At 68.7% G+C, this 17,114-nt stretch carries 13 protein-coding genes; 8 read left to right on the forward strand and 5 right to left on the reverse strand.

Going from position 1 to position 17,114, the window contains the following annotated elements:
• Positions 1 to 6: 6 nt before the first annotated feature.
• The 3 genes from LOC56_RS06995 to LOC56_RS07005 are packed head-to-tail and all read right to left on the reverse strand — an operon-like array spanning position 7 to position 4,651.
• Complete coding sequence (locus LOC56_RS06995; protein ID WP_229951586.1) at positions 7 to 1,005, reverse strand: NAD-dependent epimerase/dehydratase family protein; 999 nt, start codon at positions 1,003 to 1,005, stop codon at positions 7 to 9.
• On the reverse strand, positions 1,002 to 3,632 hold the full coding sequence (locus tag LOC56_RS07000; RefSeq protein ID WP_229951587.1) for an alpha/beta fold hydrolase: 2,631 nt from the start codon (positions 3,630 to 3,632) through the stop codon (positions 1,002 to 1,004). Before LOC56_RS07000 ends, LOC56_RS06995 begins: the two co-directional genes overlap by 4 nt.
• Complete coding sequence (locus LOC56_RS07005) at positions 3,626 to 4,651, reverse strand: 3-oxoacyl-ACP synthase III (RefSeq protein ID WP_229951615.1); 1,026 nt, start codon at positions 4,649 to 4,651, stop codon at positions 3,626 to 3,628. Before LOC56_RS07005 ends, LOC56_RS07000 begins: the two co-directional genes overlap by 7 nt.
• Positions 4,652 to 4,865: 214 nt before the next feature.
• Between LOC56_RS07005 and smc the strand changes: the two genes are divergently transcribed.
• On the forward strand, positions 4,866 to 8,483 hold the full coding sequence (gene smc, locus LOC56_RS07010; RefSeq protein ID WP_229951588.1) for a chromosome segregation protein SMC: 3,618 nt from the start codon (positions 4,866 to 4,868) through the stop codon (positions 8,481 to 8,483).
• Here the strand turns inward: smc and LOC56_RS07015 are convergent.
• Together LOC56_RS07015 and LOC56_RS07020 are read right to left on the reverse strand one after the other, a co-directional pair.
• Positions 8,480 to 9,211 (reverse strand): glutamine amidotransferase, encoded by a 732-nt coding sequence (locus tag LOC56_RS07015; protein WP_229951589.1) that lies wholly within the window; start codon positions 9,209 to 9,211, stop codon positions 8,480 to 8,482. The genes smc and LOC56_RS07015 overlap by 4 nt on opposite strands.
• The gene (locus LOC56_RS07020) at positions 9,208 to 10,437 is read right to left on the reverse strand and encodes an MFS transporter (protein WP_229951590.1); all 1,230 of its coding nucleotides are present in this window, start codon (positions 10,435 to 10,437) and stop codon (positions 9,208 to 9,210) included. Before LOC56_RS07020 ends, LOC56_RS07015 begins: the two co-directional genes overlap by 4 nt.
• Before the next feature lie 62 nt (positions 10,438 to 10,499).
• Here LOC56_RS07020 and ftsY point away from each other — a divergent pair, with 62 nt between their 5' ends.
• From ftsY to LOC56_RS07055, 7 genes are all read left to right on the forward strand, one after another.
• Positions 10,500 to 11,687, forward strand: coding sequence for a signal recognition particle-docking protein FtsY (gene ftsY / locus LOC56_RS07025; RefSeq protein ID WP_229951591.1), 1,188 nt, complete (start codon positions 10,500 to 10,502; stop codon positions 11,685 to 11,687).
• A 210-nt stretch (positions 11,688 to 11,897) separates the two neighbouring features.
• Complete coding sequence (locus LOC56_RS07030) at positions 11,898 to 13,196, forward strand: ammonium transporter (protein ID WP_229951592.1); 1,299 nt, start codon at positions 11,898 to 11,900, stop codon at positions 13,194 to 13,196.
• Entirely contained in the window at positions 13,193 to 13,531 is a 339-nt protein-coding gene (locus tag LOC56_RS07035; RefSeq protein ID WP_146364419.1) for a P-II family nitrogen regulator, read from the forward strand. Before LOC56_RS07030 ends, LOC56_RS07035 begins: the two co-directional genes overlap by 4 nt.
• Positions 13,532 to 13,706: 175 nt before the next feature.
• Positions 13,707 to 15,290 carry a signal recognition particle protein gene (ffh, locus tag LOC56_RS07040; RefSeq protein ID WP_229951593.1) on the forward strand — a complete coding sequence of 528 codons (1,584 nt, stop codon included), beginning with the start codon at positions 13,707 to 13,709 and terminating at the stop codon, positions 15,288 to 15,290.
• 154 nt (positions 15,291 to 15,444) lie between these two features.
• The gene (locus LOC56_RS07045) at positions 15,445 to 15,990 is read left to right on the forward strand and encodes an NUDIX domain-containing protein (RefSeq protein WP_229951594.1); all 546 of its coding nucleotides are present in this window, start codon (positions 15,445 to 15,447) and stop codon (positions 15,988 to 15,990) included.
• 8 nt (positions 15,991 to 15,998) lie between these two features.
• A complete protein-coding gene (locus LOC56_RS07050; RefSeq protein ID WP_229951595.1) occupies positions 15,999 to 16,571 on the forward strand; it encodes an alpha/beta fold hydrolase in 573 nt (190 codons plus the stop codon).
• On the forward strand, positions 16,571 to 17,071 hold the full coding sequence (locus LOC56_RS07055) for a GNAT family N-acetyltransferase (RefSeq protein WP_229951596.1): 501 nt from the start codon (positions 16,571 to 16,573) through the stop codon (positions 17,069 to 17,071). Before LOC56_RS07050 ends, LOC56_RS07055 begins: the two co-directional genes overlap by 1 nt.
• The last annotated feature ends 43 nt before the right edge of the window (positions 17,072 to 17,114 follow it).

Raw genomic sequence — 17,114 nt, forward strand, 5'->3', positions numbered from 1 at the left:
ATCATCCTAGGAGTAGTGCCGGGCAAGCCGGGCCATGCCGTCTTCAATCGAAACTTCGGGGGTCCAGTCCAGAACTTCGCGGGTTTCGCGCTGGTCAAACCAGTGCGACGTCGAGAGCTGCTCGGCAAGGAAGCGGGTCATGGGAGGCTCATCATGGACCAGACCCCGCCGACCGGCCAGCAACCAGCCCTTCTCGATCAGGCTTCCGGCGCCGCGCGCAACCTTGCCCGGGACGCTCCAGCCCGGTGCAGCCACTCCTGCGGCTGCACAGATACCGGCAATCAGTTCCCCTACGGGCCTCGGCTGGCCGTTCGTCACCACGAGGGCACGGCCGGCCGCGGCATCCATCCGCTCCAGCCCGCGGACAATAGCTGCCGCGGCGTTGTCGATATACGTGGTGTCGATCAGCGCCGCACCGCCGTCCAGCAGCGGCAGGCGGCCGGACCGGGCACGGTCGATGACGCGTTCCACCAGCTGCGTATCGCCGGGCCCCCAGACGATATGCGGCCGGATGGCAGTCACCCGGAAAACGGGGGAGTTCTGTGCCAGCGCAAAGAGCTCGGCCTGGGCCTTGGACGCAGCATAGAAACCGCGGGCTCGGGCCGGATCCGCAGTACCCGCCCCGGCACCGGCAATCGGCTCGCCGAAGTGCGCCACGGACGGTGACGAGACGAAAACGACGTCGCGAACTCCGGCCGTCTGCGCAGCCTGCAGCAGGACCTGCGTACCCACGATGTTGGTTTGCTCGAACTCATGCCACTCGCCGGTAAAGGAGACCTTCGCCGCGAGATGGATTACTGCGTCCATCCCGTCGACGGCGCGAGCAGCAGCTGCCGGATCGGCAACGGAACCGGACACGGAATCCCTGCCGGGCCGGCCGGGACGGCGCTGGAAGGTGCGGACCTTGTGGCCCTTGGCTTCCAGCAGGTCCGCAACCGCACCGCCCAACAGACCGCTCGCACCGGTGACCAGGACGTTCCGGGGAGGCAGGACGGCCGAACTCATCGCCGTCCCTTGCCCAGCCGCGGCACCGGACCGCCGGCCAGCATCCGGGAGGCCCAGTCAGCCAACGCCGTACGGTCGATCTTGGAATTGTGCCGGATATCGGTAGGCAACTGCGGCAGCACCAGTACGGCAGCCAGATCGAGCCCCACGAGCTCGGCCACGCGGGACCGCACAGCTGTCGTCAGCTCGGAAGACGCGGTCCCGGCCCGGCGGGCCGGCGGTTCCGTCTCCAGGACAGCTACGGGCACCTGGGCACCGGCGGGTCCGACGCCGACCAGCGCCACCCTGCCCACGCCGTCGACCGTCTCGGCCGCCTGCTCGGCTGCCACCGGGGTCCGGACCCCGTCCGCGGTGGTGAGAATGTGCCCGAGGCGCCCCTCGACCCACAACCGGCCCTCGTCGTCGAAGTGGCCGACGTCGCCGGTGCGGTGCCAGCCGTCAATGGACGAACTGTGGCTTTCCGTGATCCAGAGCCGGTCGTAGCGGTCCTTGACGTGCGGGGCGCTGACCAGGATTTCCCCGGTGCGGTTCGGGACGGTCAGGGGTTTGTTGCCCACCGAGCCATCCGGGAAGACCTCGGCAATGGCCACCTCGGCGCGGGACACCGGAGTGCCGACGCAGACACCGTTGCCGGCACCAGCGGCACGGATGCCCTCGAGGCTGATATCGGTGACCGGCAGCGCCTCGGTCATGCCGTACGGGGTGTGCAGGGAAGCCTTCGGCACCAGGTCCTGCACCTGCGCCAGAAGCGGCTCGGCTATCGGAGCACCGGCGGAAAGCAGCAGTTCCACCTGTGCCAGGGCGGCCCGCTGCGTAGCGTCCAGCTGGCCGGACGTGGCCAGCACGTTGGTCAGCGCAGCAGGGGAAGCAAAGATGGTGGTGGCGTCCACGGCGACGGCGGCATCAGCCAGGGCCGCCGCAGTCAGGGTGCGCGGGGAAGTGACGTCCATGTCCGGCGTCACTGACGTGGCCCCCAGCGCCGGACCCAGCAGGGCGAACGGCGCGAAGCCGGCCACCAGCGAGGTCCCGGCACGGAGGTTATAGGTGTCCTTGATGGCATCACGCATGGCGGCCAGCTGCCGGTGCGTGTACACCACACCCTTCGCAGGCCCCGTGGACCCGGAGGTGAACAGGACGGCGGCGTCCGCGTCGGGTTCCGCGGGGTACCACGGCGCTTCGGAACCGGAACCGTCGGCGATGAGGCCCTCAACGGAGTGCCGCACTCCCAGCAGCCGCTTACGGGCCGGAGACAGCTCGGAGACGCTGATCCGGGTTCCCGGCCAGCCCAGCGCCCGGGCGCCGATGAGCGCACGGTCGATGCCGATCAGGAACGCGGGTCCGGCGCCCTTGATGGCGCGGCCGAGTCCCTTGGTGCCCAGGCCAGCGTCGGCCACCACAATGACGGCGTTCAGGCGCAGGCACGCGTAAATCAGCGAGGTCAGTTCAATTCCGGGCGGAACCAGCAGGTTCACCCGGGTGCCCGGACGCACGCCCGCCGCGGCGAGTCCCGCCGCGAGGGCGTTCACCCGTTCCGCGAGCCCGGCCCAGGACAGGGTGCGCGGCTCAGCGGCCGCTCCCTCGCCTCCGCCCAGCGGTGCCATGTCGACGACGGCGGGGCTGGTGTCGCCCGCACGCTCATCCAACTCGGCAAGCATGGGGCGGAACGGCTCAGTGCGCCGGAGGGCGGAATCCGCCGGGGCTTCGACGGCGGTCTGCAGCCAGGAGAAGACCGGGGAGGCGATATCGACGTCTTCGGGGAGCAGATGCCCGGCACCCTCGAACCGGTGCACGGAGGATGCGGGCAGCCGGTCCAGGAGGTCGCGCAGGTAGCGGTCGGAGAAGACCGGATCCCGAGGACCCCAGAGGACCAGCGAGGGAACATTGAGCCGGCGGATACCCTCGGCAACGGTGTTCAGTGCCCGCCAGCTGGGGTGGGAATCGACGGCGGGAATGTCGGCAACGAAGTTCGCAACGCCCTGCCGGCGGGCCGCCCCGCGGTACGGCAGCGCAAACGCTTCCCGGACCGGAGCAGGCAGTGCGGGCTGTGCGAGGGAATGCGTGACCCGGATAAAGGCATCGGTGCTGCGCGTGCCCCAGGGATGGACGGCCGGATGCAGGGCCAGCTTCAGGGCCGGCGGCAGCGAGTACCCGGCGGGGTGCACTGCAGTGTTGGTCAGCACCACTCCGGCGAGCTGCCGGCGGTGCCGCAGCGCCCAGCCCAGGGAAATCAGGCCGCCCCAGTCGTGGCCGACAGTGACCACGGGTCCGGTGATTTCCAGCGTGTCCGTGAGGTTGCCGAGGTCGGTGATCCGGTCCTCCAGCCGACGGAAGGCACCGGTGCGTTCGGAGAAGCCCATGTCCAGCTGGTCAACGGCCACCACGCGCCACGGCTTGTCGGCGGACGCGCCGGCAGCCAGCAGGGTGCGCCAGAGGTAGGACCAGGTGGGGTTGCCGTGCACACACAGCAGGGTCCCGGCCGGTTCGACGCCGGCGGCGGCCAGATCGGGTCCGTTATCGAGGATGTGCCACTTGCGGACGGTGCCCGCGACGTCGACGGCGGCGGTGGAGGGAACGTGGACAAACGTGGACCAGGCGGCGGAAACGCCCGGCCAAAGCTCCTCTACCACGCAATCTCCATCATGGTCGTGTTCAGTCCGGAGCCCACGCCCATGCACAGCACGCGGTCACCGGGGTTCAGCGAACGGGATTCCTGGGCCAGGGTCATCGGCAGGGACGCCGGCCCCACGTTGCCCCAGTTCGGGAAGGTGATCGGCACCTTTTTCCGGTCCAGGTCCACGGCCTTGATGATGGCGTTGGTGTAGGAGTTGGACACCTGGTGGGTCACGTAGCGGTCCATGCCGGACCAGTCCCAGCCGTTGCCGTGGGCTTCGTGCCAGGCGTCCACCACAAGTTCCAGGCCGCCGTCCAGCAGGCCCTTGGTGTCGGTGTACATGCCGTCGATGCCGCCCACGCACAGCTCGTGGTGCTGGGTGCCGGCACGCGAAACCCCGCCAAGGATGCGGTGCGAGCCGGGGTGCCGGTCCGCCCGGCCGATCACGGCCGCTGCGGCACCGGAGCCGAGCGTGAGGGTCGCGAATTCGCGCAGGTAGTCGTCACGGGTGGAATCCGGGGCGTTCAGGCGCTCGAAGGTGGCTTCCTGCACGCCCTGGGAGTCCTCGCCGGCCACAATCAGGGCATAGTTGATCTGCCCGGAGTCGATCATGTTGGACGCCAGAGTGATGCCGTTGACGAAGCCCAGGCAGGCGTTGGCGAGGTCGAAGTTCATCGCGGAGGAAGGCAGCCCCAGGCCGTTGTGGATCTTCACGGCCACGGACGGCTCCAGGTTCCGACGGGTGACCGAGGTGTTGATGAGCAGCCCGATTTCGGATGCCTCGACGCCGGCTTCGGCCAGGGCCTTGGCGCCTGCCTCGGTGGCGCCGTCGTCGAACGCGGTGCCGGGAGCCCACCAGCGCCGTTCACTCACGCCTGCCACCCGCTCGAGCAGGCGCTTGGAAAGACGCAGCCGCTTGAGCGACGGCTCGAGGCGCCCGTCGAATTCACTGGAACTCATAACCACCGGAGCTTCAACGCTGTTCACGCTGAGGATGGCCGAGTTGGAGTGCTGGAAGTTGAAGTTCCCGGTCAAAATGCCTGCCTTGTCTGCTGCTGAACCTATCGCGCTGGCGGCCGCCGTGAAGCCTGCATCCACGCCCTAAAATCATATGACTCTTGTAGAAGCCTACTTACCGGCCCCGCGATTCCGCAGGCAAAAGCCCGATTACGCTCTCCGAGTAGAGCGGAATTTTGACGCTAACCGCGTAGATTTAAGGAATCAACCCCGGCAGGAGAGATTAACCCCCGTGCATCTGAAGACCCTGACCATGCGAGGATTCAAGTCCTTTGCATCGGCCACCACCTTTGAGTTCGAACCCGGTGTCACGGCGGTGGTTGGTCCCAACGGTTCCGGAAAATCCAACGTAGTGGATGCCCTGGCCTGGGTGATGGGCGAACAGGGCGCCAAGACCCTGCGCGGCGGAAAGATGGAAGACGTGATCTTCGCGGGCACGTCAGGCGCGTCCGGCCGTGCGCCGCTGGGCCGGGCCCAGGTATCGCTGACCATCGACAACGCCGACGGCGCCCTGCCGATCGAATACTCCGAGGTCACCATTTCGCGCACGCTCTTCCGCACCGGCGGATCCGAGTACGCCATCAACGGGAGTCCCTGCCGCCTCCTCGATATCCAGGAACTGCTCTCGGACTCCGGCCTGGGCCGTGAGATGCATGTCATAGTCGGGCAGGGCCAGCTGGACAAGGTGCTGCACGCTTCAGCGGAGGAACGCCGGGGCTTTATCGAGGAAGCCGCCGGGATCCTCAAGCACCGGCGGCGCAAGGAAAAAACCCTGCGCAAGCTGGACGCCATGGCCGCGAACCTCGCCCGCGTCACCGACCTCACTGCCGAACTGCGGCGCCAGCTCGGACCGCTGGGCAAGCAGGCGGCCGTCGCCCGCCGGGCCAAGACGGTGCAGCAGGATGTCCGGGACGCCCGGTCACGGCTGCTGGCCGATGACCTCGCCACCCTGAAAGCTGCCTACGACAAGGAAGCAGCGGACGAAAGCGCCCTGAAGGCCCGCCGCACCGTAGTGGAGACTGCCGTGGAAGAGGGCCGGGAGCGCCAGGCCGCCCTGGAAGCCATGGCCGCCGAAGCGGCACCGCAGCTGAACGCCGCACGGGACACCTGGTACGAACTGTCCTCCCTGCAGGAACGGTTCCGTTCCCTCGCCGCGCTCGCGGCCGAGCGTGCCCGGCTGCTGGGGGCAGCGGAACCTGCGGCCGGCAGCGGCCGGGACCCGGAACAGCTGCAGGCCTCCGCTGACCGGGTACGCGCTGAGGCCGCAGCCCTGGAAACGGAAATCGAGGACCGGCGCGCACGGCTGGAGGACGCCGTCGAGATCCGCGAGGCAGCCGAAGAGGAAGCAGCTGCGGAGGAGAAGCGGTACGCCGGGCTGCTCCGGGCCGCCGCGGACCGACGCGAGGGCCTGGCCCGGCTGACCGGCTCGGTGGAAGCCGCCCGCTCAAGGGTGGCCTCGGCACAGTCCGAAGCGGGCCGGCTGCGGGCCTCGATAACCGCTGCCGAGGAACGCCGTACCCGTGCCCGGGAAGAGTTCGAGCAGCTGGAAGGCTCCGCTGCCGGAGCCGAGGCCGGCGAAGCGGACCTGGATGCCGAGTATGAAGACGCGCAGGCAGCGCTCGAAACGGCCGAGCAGGAGCTCCGGCAGCTGCAGCAGGCCGAGCGGGAAGCGGTCCGTGAAACCGAGAACCTCGCCGCCCGCCGCGAGGCCCTCGCCGTCGGCCTGGACCGGCGCGACGGCAGCGCCTCCCTGCGCAAGGCCGGGCTGGACGGAGTGCTGGAGCCGCTGGCGGAATTGGTCAGCGTCAAGCCGGGCTCCGAACGGACGGTGGCGGCAGCGCTGGGAACCGCAGCCGATTCCCTGGCCGCCGCGGATCTCGACGCCGCCGCCCGGGCACTGCAGCACCTGAAGGAGACGGGGGAGGGACAGGTGGAACTGCTGCTGGGCGGGGTGCCTGCTCCGGCAGCGGAACTGCCCGCGGAGCTCCCGGCCGGCGCGGTGCCGGTGCTGTCCCTGGTCAGCGCCGACGCCAAGGTGCAGGAAGCGTTGAACGCGCTGCTGGGCAATGCCGTGGCAGTCCCCGACCTGGCCGCGGCCGTGAGCCTGGTCGCCTCCTCGCCCGGCGCCGTCGCGGTGACCCCGGACGGGGATGTGCTGAGCGCCTTCAGTGCTCGGGGCGGGTCCGTCTCTGCGCCGGGGCTGCTGGAAATCTCCGCCGCGGTGGATGAAACGGATGCCCGCCTGGCAGCGGCACGCGCCCGGGCGGAGGAAGCCGGCGCCGGCATCGGGGCTGCGGCCGCCCGGGGCGAGGCCTGCCGGCAGCGGGTGGACGCCGCCCTCGCGGCCCTGCATGAGTCCGATGCACGGTTGGCCGCGGTGGCGGAACGGCTCGGCACCCTGGGTTCCGCGCTGCGCGCCGCCTCAGGCGAGGCCGAGCGGCTCTCGTCCCTGGTGGCTGCCGCGGAAGCCAACGTCGTGGCAGAAGAAGCGAAACTGGCGGACGTCTCCGAACGACTCGCTGCGGCAGGGGAGGAACACCGCCCCGAAGAGGAACCGTCTGCGGACCGGCGGGATGCATTGGCGCTCGCCGCCGCGTCTGCACGGCAGGCGGAAATGGATGCCCGGCTGGGCCTGCGCTCGGCCGAAGAACAGCTCAAGGCCGTTGCCGGCCGTGCGGAGTCCCTGGAACGCGCTGCCCTGGCCGAACGCCGGGCCCGGGCTGCCGCAGCGGAACGGGCACGTCGCCGTGCGGGACAGCATGCCCGGGCGGTTGCCGTCGGGGCGGCGGCAGAGGCAGTGCTGGCACACCTGCAGGTTTCCCTGGCGCTGGCCGCCGAGGAACGCAACCGTGCTGAGGAAACCCGGACCGCGCGGGAAGCCGAACTGTCCGCCGTCCGCAGCGCCAACAACGACGCCGCCGCGGAACTGGCACGGCTCACGGACTCCGTCCACCGCGATGAGCTGGCGCGTGCACAGCAGCGGCTGCGCATTGAGGCCCTCGAAGCCCGCGCCCTCGAGGAGCTGGGCATGACCGCGGAGCACCTGGTGGCGAACTTCGGTCCGGACCAGCCGGTTCCGGTGCCCGCCGAACCGGTCAGCGGCGACAAGTGGGCGGCACTGCGCACGCCGGTGGACGAGGACGGCAATCCGCTCCTGGACGGCATCCCGTATGTCCGGGCGGAGCAGGAGAAACGGCTGAAGCGCGCCGAGCGGGACCTTGCCGCGCTCGGAAAGGTCAACCCCCTGGCGCTGGAGGAATTTGCCGCCCTGGAGGAACGCCACCAGTTCCTGTCCACGCAGCTGGAAGACCTGAAAGCCACCCGGAAGGATCTGCTGGACATCATTGCCGACGTCGACCGCCGCGTCGAAGAGGTGTTCACCGCCGCGTACCGGGACACTGCCGAGCAGTTCAAGCACGTGTTCGGCACACTGTTCCCGGGCGGCGAAGGACGGCTGGTGCTGACCGATCCGGACAACATGCTGACCACCGGAATCGAGGTCCATGCCCGGCCGGCCGGCAAGAAGATCAAGCGGCTTTCCCTGCTCTCCGGCGGGGAACGGTCACTGACGGCGGTGGCGCTTCTGGTGGCCATCTTCAAGGCCCGGCCCTCGCCGTTCTACGTGATGGACGAGGTGGAGGCGGCGCTGGATGACACGAACCTCGGCCGGCTGCTCACCATCTTCGAAGAACTGCGGGAGTCCAGCCAGCTGATTGTCATCACCCACCAGAAGCGCACCATGGAAGTGGCGGACGCGCTCTACGGCGTGACCATGCGCGGCGACGGGGTTTCCACCGTCATCAGCCAGCGGATCGAGCGCGGGACGGAGTCCGAAGCCGGCCGGAGCTAGGACGCGTAACGGCTTACGAAGTTGCGCAGCACCCGCGGCGGCACGTGCACGGACGATCCGCGGGCCGCGTCCATCACGGTCTCCGCCTCGTCCGGCTCGAAGTAGCCGGCGTGCCGGTACACGGAGATGCGCGTCAGCAGCCCGGCCACGTCCAGTTCCGGATGGAACTGGGTGGCGTAAAGGTTGGACTTCACCCGGAACATCTGCACCGGACAGGTCGCCGAACCGGCAAGGTTCACCGCATGCGGCGGCAGCTCGGCCACGGCTTCCTTGTGCCCCACATACGCGGCGAAGGTGTCCGGTACGCCTTCCAGGAGCGGGTCGCGGCGGCCTTCAGGCGTCAACCGGACCTCGACCGGGCCCACGGGCTCGCCGTACCGGCGGTCCACCGTTGCCCCCTGGTGCCGTCCCAGCGTGCCCACTCCGTAGCAGGCGCCGAAGAACGGAAAGTCGCGGGCCACGACGTCGTCCAGCAGCTTGGCCATCTCCGACTCCACCCGCAGCTGGACCGGGGACTTGGTCTCCTCGGGGTCGCTCGAGTTGAACGGGCCGCCGCCCACAATCACGCCGCTGTAGGAATCCAGGTCCACCGCCGGCAGCGGGCCGGCTTCGAGGCGGACCCGGTGCAGCTGCCCCTCGGCGAGCCCGCCGAAGCGAAGGAAAGAGGCGTACTCCTCGTCGGCGGCGTCATCTTCGGCGCGGGTGGCCAGGAGCAGGAATGGCTTCATTCCTCGATGGTAGTGGGGGCCGGGGCCGCTTTCCGGGCAGGAAGGGTTTCCCGTGCCGTCAGCCAGGCGATGAAGCCCATGGCAGCAATGGCACCGGTGACGCCGAATGCCCAGGAGTAGCCCAGTGAATCGGCGAGCATGCCGGCGAGGATGGGACCGGCAATGGCACCGGTATCGCTGGCCATCTGGAAGGTGGCCAGGACCTTGCCGCCGCTGCGCCCGCTGCCGATGATGTCGCCCACCGCGGCCTGCTGGGCGGGATTGAGCAGGCCGGTGCCCATGCCTGCGATGACGGAGATGATCAGGAACTCCGGCACGCTGGAGCTGAACCCCATCAACGCGGTGGCCACGGCGTTGACGGCCAGTCCAATGAGGGCCAGGGGCTTGCGGCCCCAGCTGTCGGCCAGCCGGCCGGAGAAGGTCAGGACGACGGCGGTGCCCACCGCGAAGGCGGTCAGGGAAATGCCCGCCACCTCCGGTCCGGCGGACAGCGCCGCGGCAGCGAACAGCGGCACCAGGGCGTTGCGCACGCCGAACGAGGACCAACCGTTGGCGAAGGAGGACACCAGCGCCGCCCGGTAGGTCGGATCGCGAAGGGCGGCCGTGACGGTGAGTACCGGCAGCGCGGCGGGCTTGGTGTCATCGGGTCCGGCGACCGGGCGGGCGTCCTTCAGCCGAAGGAAGACGACGCCGGCGGCCAGCACCAGCGCGGCTGCGTAGACGAGGAACGGAACACGCAGTCCGAATCCGGCCAGAAGGCCGCCGAGCAGCGGGCCGCCGATATTGCCCAGCAGGAAGGAGGAGGCATAGGCGCTGGAAACCCTGCCGCGGATCTCCGCAGGTGCGAGCCGGATGATCAGCGCCATGGCCGAGATGGTGAACATGGTCGAGCCGATGCCGCCCAGGCCGCGGAAGACCAGGAGCTGCCAGTAGCTCTGCGCAAAGGCACACGCGGCAGTGGAGACGGCCACGATCAGCAGGCCGGCAATGTAGACCGGGCGCTCGCCGAGCTTTTCCAGCAGCATGCCGCCGGCCGGGGCGAACACGAGCCGGGTGAACGCAAACGCGCTGACGATGACGGCGGAAGCCGTGACGCCGACGTCGAAACTCTGCGCGAACTGCGGCAGCACCGGCGCCACCAGGCCAAAGCCAAGGGCTATGACGAAGGCGGCCGCGATGAGGACCTGGATTTCCTGCGGGATTCGGATTCTGGAAGAGCGCACCATGATAAGGCGATTCTCTCAGATCCCAGGGGATCGGATGAGCGGCGTGTGAGAAGCTTGGGAGCGTGAATGAGACCCTTTCGATAGTGATCTATGTCCTTGTTGCGATCGCCGTTGTCGGCTTCTCCGCGACACTGCTGGTGCGGACCCGGCGTACACCCAAGAGCATGTACCCCACCCGACGGGACGCCAACGATCCGGTCACCGGAACCGGCGGCGGCACCGACACCCTGGAGGCACCGCCGGGGGAGACCGACGTCGTCGTCCCGGATGACCTGCGCGACCTCGAGGAAGCCCCTGCCCCGCAGGCGCCGGCCATCGAGACGCCCGAACCGGTGCAGGGCCGCCTGGCCCGGCTGCGGGCCCGGCTGGCGAAATCCAACAACGCGCTGGGCAAGGCGCTGCTGGCGCTGCTCTCCCGCGACACGATCGACGAAGACGTCTGGGACGAGATCGAGGAAACCCTCCTTCTCGCAGACCTGGGCACCGAACCCACCATGGAACTCGTGGACGCGCTGCGTCAGCGGGTCAAGGTCTCCGGCAGCCAGGATCCGCAGGAAGTCCACGCGATGCTGCGCGAGGAACTGATCAAGCTGGTGGATCCGACCATGGACCGCTCGCTGGCAGTGACACGCCACGCCGAGACCCCCGCCATCGTTATGGTGGTGGGCGTCAACGGCGTCGGCAAGACCACCACCGTGGGCAAGCTGGCCCGCGTCCTCGTGGCCGAAGACAAGGACGTGCTGCTGGGTGCTGCAGACACGTTCCGTGCCGCCGCCGCCGAACAGCTGGCCACCTGGGGACAGCGCGTAGGCGTCCCCACGGTACGCTCCGAGATCGACGGCGCAGACCCCGCCTCCGTAGCTTTTGAAGCGGTCAAGGCCGGCATCGAAGGCGAAGTAGATGTGGTCCTGATCGATACCGCCGGGCGCCTGCAGAACAAGGTCGGCCTGATGGACGAGCTCGGCAAGGTCAAGCGCGTCATCGAAAAGCAGGCCGCCGTGGACGAGGTCCTGCTGGTCCTGGATGCCACCACCGGCCAGAACGGGCTGACCCAGGCGAAGGTCTTCGCCGAGGTAGTCAACATCTCGGGCATCGTCCTGACCAAGCTGGACGGCACCGCCAAGGGCGGCATCGTCGTCGCCATCCAGCGGACCCTGGGCGTGCCGGTGAAGCTCGTGGGACTGGGCGAAGGTGCAGACGACCTGGCGCCGTTCGAAGCCGAGAGCTTCGTGGACGCACTGCTGAGCTAGCAGGCCACCCGAACGCACAGCCCCGTTTCCCGCAAGGGAGGCGGGGCTTTTGCGTGTCCCGAAACGTATCGGAAACGTCACCGTCACGATCCTTTTACCTCAGCGCCCGGTTTGTAACTTCCCGGCAACACCTCAGGGCCCGGACGGAAATGTGGCCCCGGCAGAGTTCCTTGTGCGGGAGATGCCCGCCATATGTGAAGGGACGTGAAGATGGATCTGTCAGCAGGTCACGTCTGGGTAATGGTTTCGGCGGCGCTTGTGCTGCTTATGACGCCGGGCGTGGCATTTTTCTACGGCGGCATGACCCGCGCCAAGGCCGCGTTGAACATGATGATGATGAGCTTCGTCTCGATCGGATTCGTCGGTGTGGTCTGGATCCTCTGGGGCTTCTCCATGACCGGCGGGAACGGTATCGCCGGACTGTTCGGCAACCCCTTCACCTCCTTTGGACTGAAAGACATCCTCGGCAGCGAGGACCTCATCACCGCCGGCTACGGGGCTACGTTCGCCATCATCACCGTTGCCCTGATCAGCGGCGCGGTGGCCGACCGAACCAAGTTCGGCGCCTGGGCGGTGTTTGTGCCGGTCTGGGTGACCCTGGTCTACTGCCCGCTGGCGTTCATGGTCTGGGGCGGCGGACTCCTCGGTGCCGAGGGGGCCGTGGGCTCGGTGGTCGGTGAAGCCATCGACTTCGCCGGCGGCACCGTGGTCCATATCAACGCAGGCGTGGCGGGACTGGTCCTGGCCCTGATCCTCGGCAAACGGAAGGGCTTCGGGAAGGACCCCAACCAGCGTCCGCACAACATCCCCTTCGTAATGCTCGGCGCCACGCTGCTCTGGTTCGGTTGGTTCGGCTTCAACGGCGGCGCCGCGGGCACTGCCGAAGAAGCGGGACTGATCTGGATCAACACCCTCGCCGCACCGGCCGCAGCGATGCTCGGCTGGCTCCTGACCGAACGGCTCCGTGACGGCCGGGCGACGTCGCTCGGAGCCGCCTCCGGCGTCGTGGCAGGACTCGTTGCCATCACCCCGGCCTGCGCCAACGTCAGCCCGCTCGCCGCGGTGGGGCTCGGCCTGGTCTCCGGTGTCCTGTCCGCCCTCGCCGTCGGACTCAAATACCGGTTCGGCTATGACGACTCGCTCGACGTCGTCGGCGTGCACCTCGTCGCCGGCCTTGCGGGCACCCTGGCCCTGGGCTTCATCGCCCTGCCGGTCGACGGCGCGGGCGGGGGCTTGTTCTACGGCGGCGGTTTGGGCCAGCTCGGCGCCCAGGCAGCAGCCGCGGCAGTAGCCATCGTCTTCTCCGGCGTCCTCACGCTGCTCATCGGCCTGGCGATCCACAAGACCATGGGCTTCCGGATCTCGGAGGAGGCGGAGGTCAACGGCGTGGACCTGAGCGAACACGCCGAAACCGCCTATGAATTCGGCGGACTCGGCACGGGCGGCTCCTTCAGCCCCTTCCAGGACACGGCACGCGCCACCACAACCAAGGAGACGGTCAACTCATGAAACTCGTAACCGCTATTGTCCGGCCGGAAAAGCTTGACGCCGTCCGGGGAAGCCTGGAGAGCTACGGGGTCCAGGGACTGACCGTAAGCTCCGCCAACGGGTACGGCCGCCAGCGCGGACACACCGAGGTCTACCGCGGCGCCGAATACACCGTGGACCTGCTGCCCAAGGTCCGGGTGGAGATCCTGGTGGCCAATGACTGGGTCAACGACATTGTGGACGTGCTGGTCTCCACGGCCAACACCGGACGGGCCGGCGACGGCAAGGTCTGGGTGGTGAACGTGGAGGAAGCACTGCGCGTCCGGACGGGGGAGCGGGGGGACTCGGCGCTCTGACTCTCCCTCCAGCGAAAGGAACCTACCGCCCGGCTGGTGCTCCAGCCGGGCGGTCCTGCGATCCGGCGACGCGATCCGGCAGGGCCGGAGGGGCGAATAGCGGGACCGGCTTGGTACCCTTAACAGCTGGGCCTGCCAAACATGGCGAAGAACTGACGAAAGAAGTGCGCGGCACGTGTTCAATTCACTGTCTGACCGGTTGACTTCAACCTTCAAGAATCTCCGCGGCAAGGGCCGGCTCACCGAGGCCGACGTCGATGCCACCGTACGCGAGATCCGCCGCGCCCTGCTGGACGCCGACGTCGCCGTTCCGGTGGTGCGCGCCTTCACCGCTTCCGTCAAGGAACGCGCCCTCGGCCTTGAGGTCTCCCAGGCGCTGAACCCGGGCCAGCAGGTCGTCAAGATCGTCAACGAGGAGCTCAAGGGCATCCTCGGCGGCGAGACCCGGCGGCTGCGCCTGGCGAAGAACCCGCCCACGGTCATCATGCTCGCGGGCCTGCAGGGTGCCGGTAAGACCACCCTCGCCGGCAAGCTCTCCAAGCACCTGAAGTCCCAGGGCCACAGCCCGCTGCTGGTCGCAGCGGACCTGCAGCGCCCCAACGCCGTCCGCCAGCTGCAGGTCAACGGCGAACGCGCCGGCGTCCCCGTCTACGCGCCGCACCCCGGCGTTTCCTCCGAGTTCGAAGCAGCCACCGGTGATCCGGTCGCCGTCGCCCGCCAGGGCATCGAGGAAGCACGCACCAAGCTCTACGACGTCGTCATTGTCGACACCGCCGGCCGCCTGGGCGTGGACGCCGAACTGATGCAGCAGGCCGCGGACATCCGCGCCGCGATCAACCCGGACGAAGTCCTGTTCGTCATTGACGCCATGATCGGCCAGGACGCCGTCAACACGGCGCAGGCCTTCAACGAGGGCGTCAACTTCACCGGCGTGGTCCTCACCAAGCTCGACGGCGATGCCCGCGGCGGTGCCGCGCTGTCCGTGGCGTCGGTGACCGGCAAGCCGATCATGTTCGCCTCCACCGGCGAGGGGCTGACCGACTTCGAGGTCTTCCACCCGGACCGCATGGCCAGCCGCATCCTGGATCTCGGCGATGTCCTGACCCTGATCGAGCAGGCCGAGCAGAGCTGGGACAAGGACGAAGCCAACCGGATGGCGAAGAAGTTCGCCGACCAGGAAGACTTCACCCTCGACGACTTCCTCGCCCAGATGCAGCAGATCCGCAAGATGGGCTCCATGAAGAAAATGCTCATGATGATGCCCGGCGCCGCCGGCATGCGTGAGCAGCTGGAAAACTTCGACGAACGCGAAATCGACCGGGTGGAAGCGATTGTCCGCTCCATGACCCCGCACGAGCGGGTTGCGCCCAAGATCATCAACGGCTCCCGGCGTGCCCGCATCGCCCGCGGTTCCGGCGTGCACGTCTCCGAGGTCAACGGCCTGCTCGAACGTTTCGTGCAGGCGCAGAAGATGATGAAGAAGATGGCTGCCGGCGGCGGCATCCCGGGCATGCCCGGCATGGCAGGACCCGGCGGGTTCGGCGGCGCACGCAAGAAGCAGCAGGCAGCCAAGGGCAAGAAGAAGGCAAAGTCGGGCAACCCGGCTAAGGCCGCACAGGAACGCGCAGAGGCGGAGGCCCGGCGTGCCGGAGCCCGGCAGGCCCTGCCCACCGGCAGCGCGTTCGGAGGCCAGGAGGCGGACTTCGACCCGTCCTCGCTGAACCTGCCCAAGGGCTTCGATAAGTTCCTCGGCAAGTAGGGTCCGCGCCGCACCCGACACAACGCCGGACTCCGAGTCCGGCGTTGTGTGTTTAATGACGGATGCGTGCCTTCGCGGAGCCGCGCGGAAGTTCGGCATCAACGCGGAAGTTCGGCACCAACGCGGAAGTTCGTCACCAGAGGAAGGGACCAGCATGGCGGCACAGGGGCTGAGCGGCTTTTACGGGTCGGTCTTCCGGCGCAGCATCACCGTACGGGTCCTGATCCGCACAACCGACGGCCGCGTGCTGATGCTGCGCAGCGGCAACGCCTGGGAGCTGCCGGGGGGAGTGGCGAAGGGCGGGGAAGATCCACGCTCCGCCGCCCGCCGCGTTGCCCGTGCCACCCTAGACCCCGAGTTCGACGTCGGCCGCGTGCTGGTGCTGGACTACGTGCAGGGAGCCCAGGGGCAGGCGGACTCGATCGGCTTCCTGTTCGACGGCGGCATGTTGTCCACCTCCGTGACGTTCTTTACCGGAGCCGGCGGCGAGTGGGAGGCCGGCTTCATTCCCCTGGCGGATTGCGGCGCGATGGACGAGGGGCATGGCGGGGAGTGGGGAGCCGCGCTGGAAGCCCTGGAATTGGGCACCATGGTGGAGCTCGTGAACGGTGAACCTGTCACCGCGGAGCCGCTCGCCGCGCCGTCGCTGCGCAGGATGATGCCGCCGCTGGAGGGCTTCTCCGGAATTCTTGGACATTAGGAGTGGGTTTGGCTCGGGACCGAGTGGTGTTTGTGCACGGCGCCGGCAGTTTCGGCGCGGCCGCGTGGCCCCGGCAGCACGGGCTTGCCCTGGACTATGACTGCCTGTTCCTCCGGCGCCACGGCTATGACGCCGTCGCCGAGCCGTTGCCTCCGGACCTGGAAGCGGACATCGCCCTGATCCGGGAGGAGCTGGCCGACGGCGGGCACCTGGTGGCGCACTCGGCCGGCGCGGTTCCGGCCATGCTGGCGGCACTCCGCGATCCGGCCCGGGTCTTGTCCCTGGTCCTGTGCGAGCCTGCGGTATTCTCCCTGACCCGCGACCTGCCGGCCACAACGGCCCACCGCAACCTGCTGCAGCCCCTCTTTGACGACGCTCCGCTGGATATTGTTCCCGGAGTACCCACACTGGTCCTGACCGGCGGATGGGAGCCGCTGTACGAAGAGGTGGCGGATTTCCTGGTCTCGACGGGGGCCGAGCACCGGCAGGTCGGCGGAAACCACCGCCCGCAGGACACGGACGCCGGGCGGCAGGCGATCCGGGACTTCCTGGCCTCCGTCAGCCGGATCGGAGCCAACTGATGGGCGGACCGTCCATCCGGAGTGCCCGTCCCGGAGATCTGTCCTTGCTGCCGGCACTGGAAGCGGCCTCCGACACGCTGCTGGAAGGAGTGTTGCCTACCGGCCTCCGGGAGCTGCCGCCGCCCGCCGCTGTTCCGGAGCTCGCAGCTTCCCGCCACATCCTGGTTGCGGGCGATCCGCCCGCCGGCTTTGCCCGTCTGGAGGAAACCGACGGACAGGCGCACCTTGAGCAGCTCTCCGTCCACCCCGAGGCCGCCGGTGCAGGGCTCGGCCGGGCACTGGTCGAGGCCGCTCTCGACTGGGCGCGGGAGCACGGCTACACCTCAATGACGCTGTGCACCTTTGCGGACGTGCCGTTCAATGCCCCGTTCTACGCGCGCTGCGGCTTCGAAGTTGTCTCTGACCCCGACGGCGAACTGGCGGCGGTGCGGCAGCACGAAATCCGCCTCGGGCTGGATGCCCTGGGGAAACGCGTCGCCATGCGCCGGGACCTGCTCTAGCGGCAGGTCCCGGCGGTCCGGCCGCCGTCGTCGGCCGGGTCAC

The organism is Arthrobacter sp. zg-Y179, assembly GCF_020907345.1.
Lineage (GTDB): Bacteria > Actinomycetota > Actinomycetes > Actinomycetales > Micrococcaceae > Arthrobacter_B > Arthrobacter_B jinronghuae.

What these genes read in the sequence shown, in the direction of transcription:
- LOC56_RS07055 (WP_229951596.1), top strand. Translation starts at nt 16,571, where the DNA reads ATGGGCGGACCGTCCATCCGGAGTGCCCGTCCCGGAGATCTGTCCTTG.
- LOC56_RS07015 (WP_229951589.1), bottom strand. Translation starts at nt 9,211, where the DNA reads ATGAAGCCATTCCTGCTCCTGGCCACCCGCGCCGAAGATGACGCCGCC.
- LOC56_RS07020 (WP_229951590.1), bottom strand. Translation starts at nt 10,437, where the DNA reads ATGGTGCGCTCTTCCAGAATCCGAATCCCGCAGGAAATCCAGGTCCTC.
- LOC56_RS06995 (WP_229951586.1), bottom strand. Translation starts at nt 1,005, where the DNA reads ATGAGTTCGGCCGTCCTGCCTCCCCGGAACGTCCTGGTCACCGGTGCG.
- LOC56_RS07035 (WP_146364419.1), top strand. Translation starts at nt 13,193, where the DNA reads ATGAAACTCGTAACCGCTATTGTCCGGCCGGAAAAGCTTGACGCCGTC.
- LOC56_RS07045 (WP_229951594.1), top strand. Translation starts at nt 15,445, where the DNA reads ATGGCGGCACAGGGGCTGAGCGGCTTTTACGGGTCGGTCTTCCGGCGC.
- LOC56_RS07030 (WP_229951592.1), top strand. Translation starts at nt 11,898, where the DNA reads ATGGATCTGTCAGCAGGTCACGTCTGGGTAATGGTTTCGGCGGCGCTT.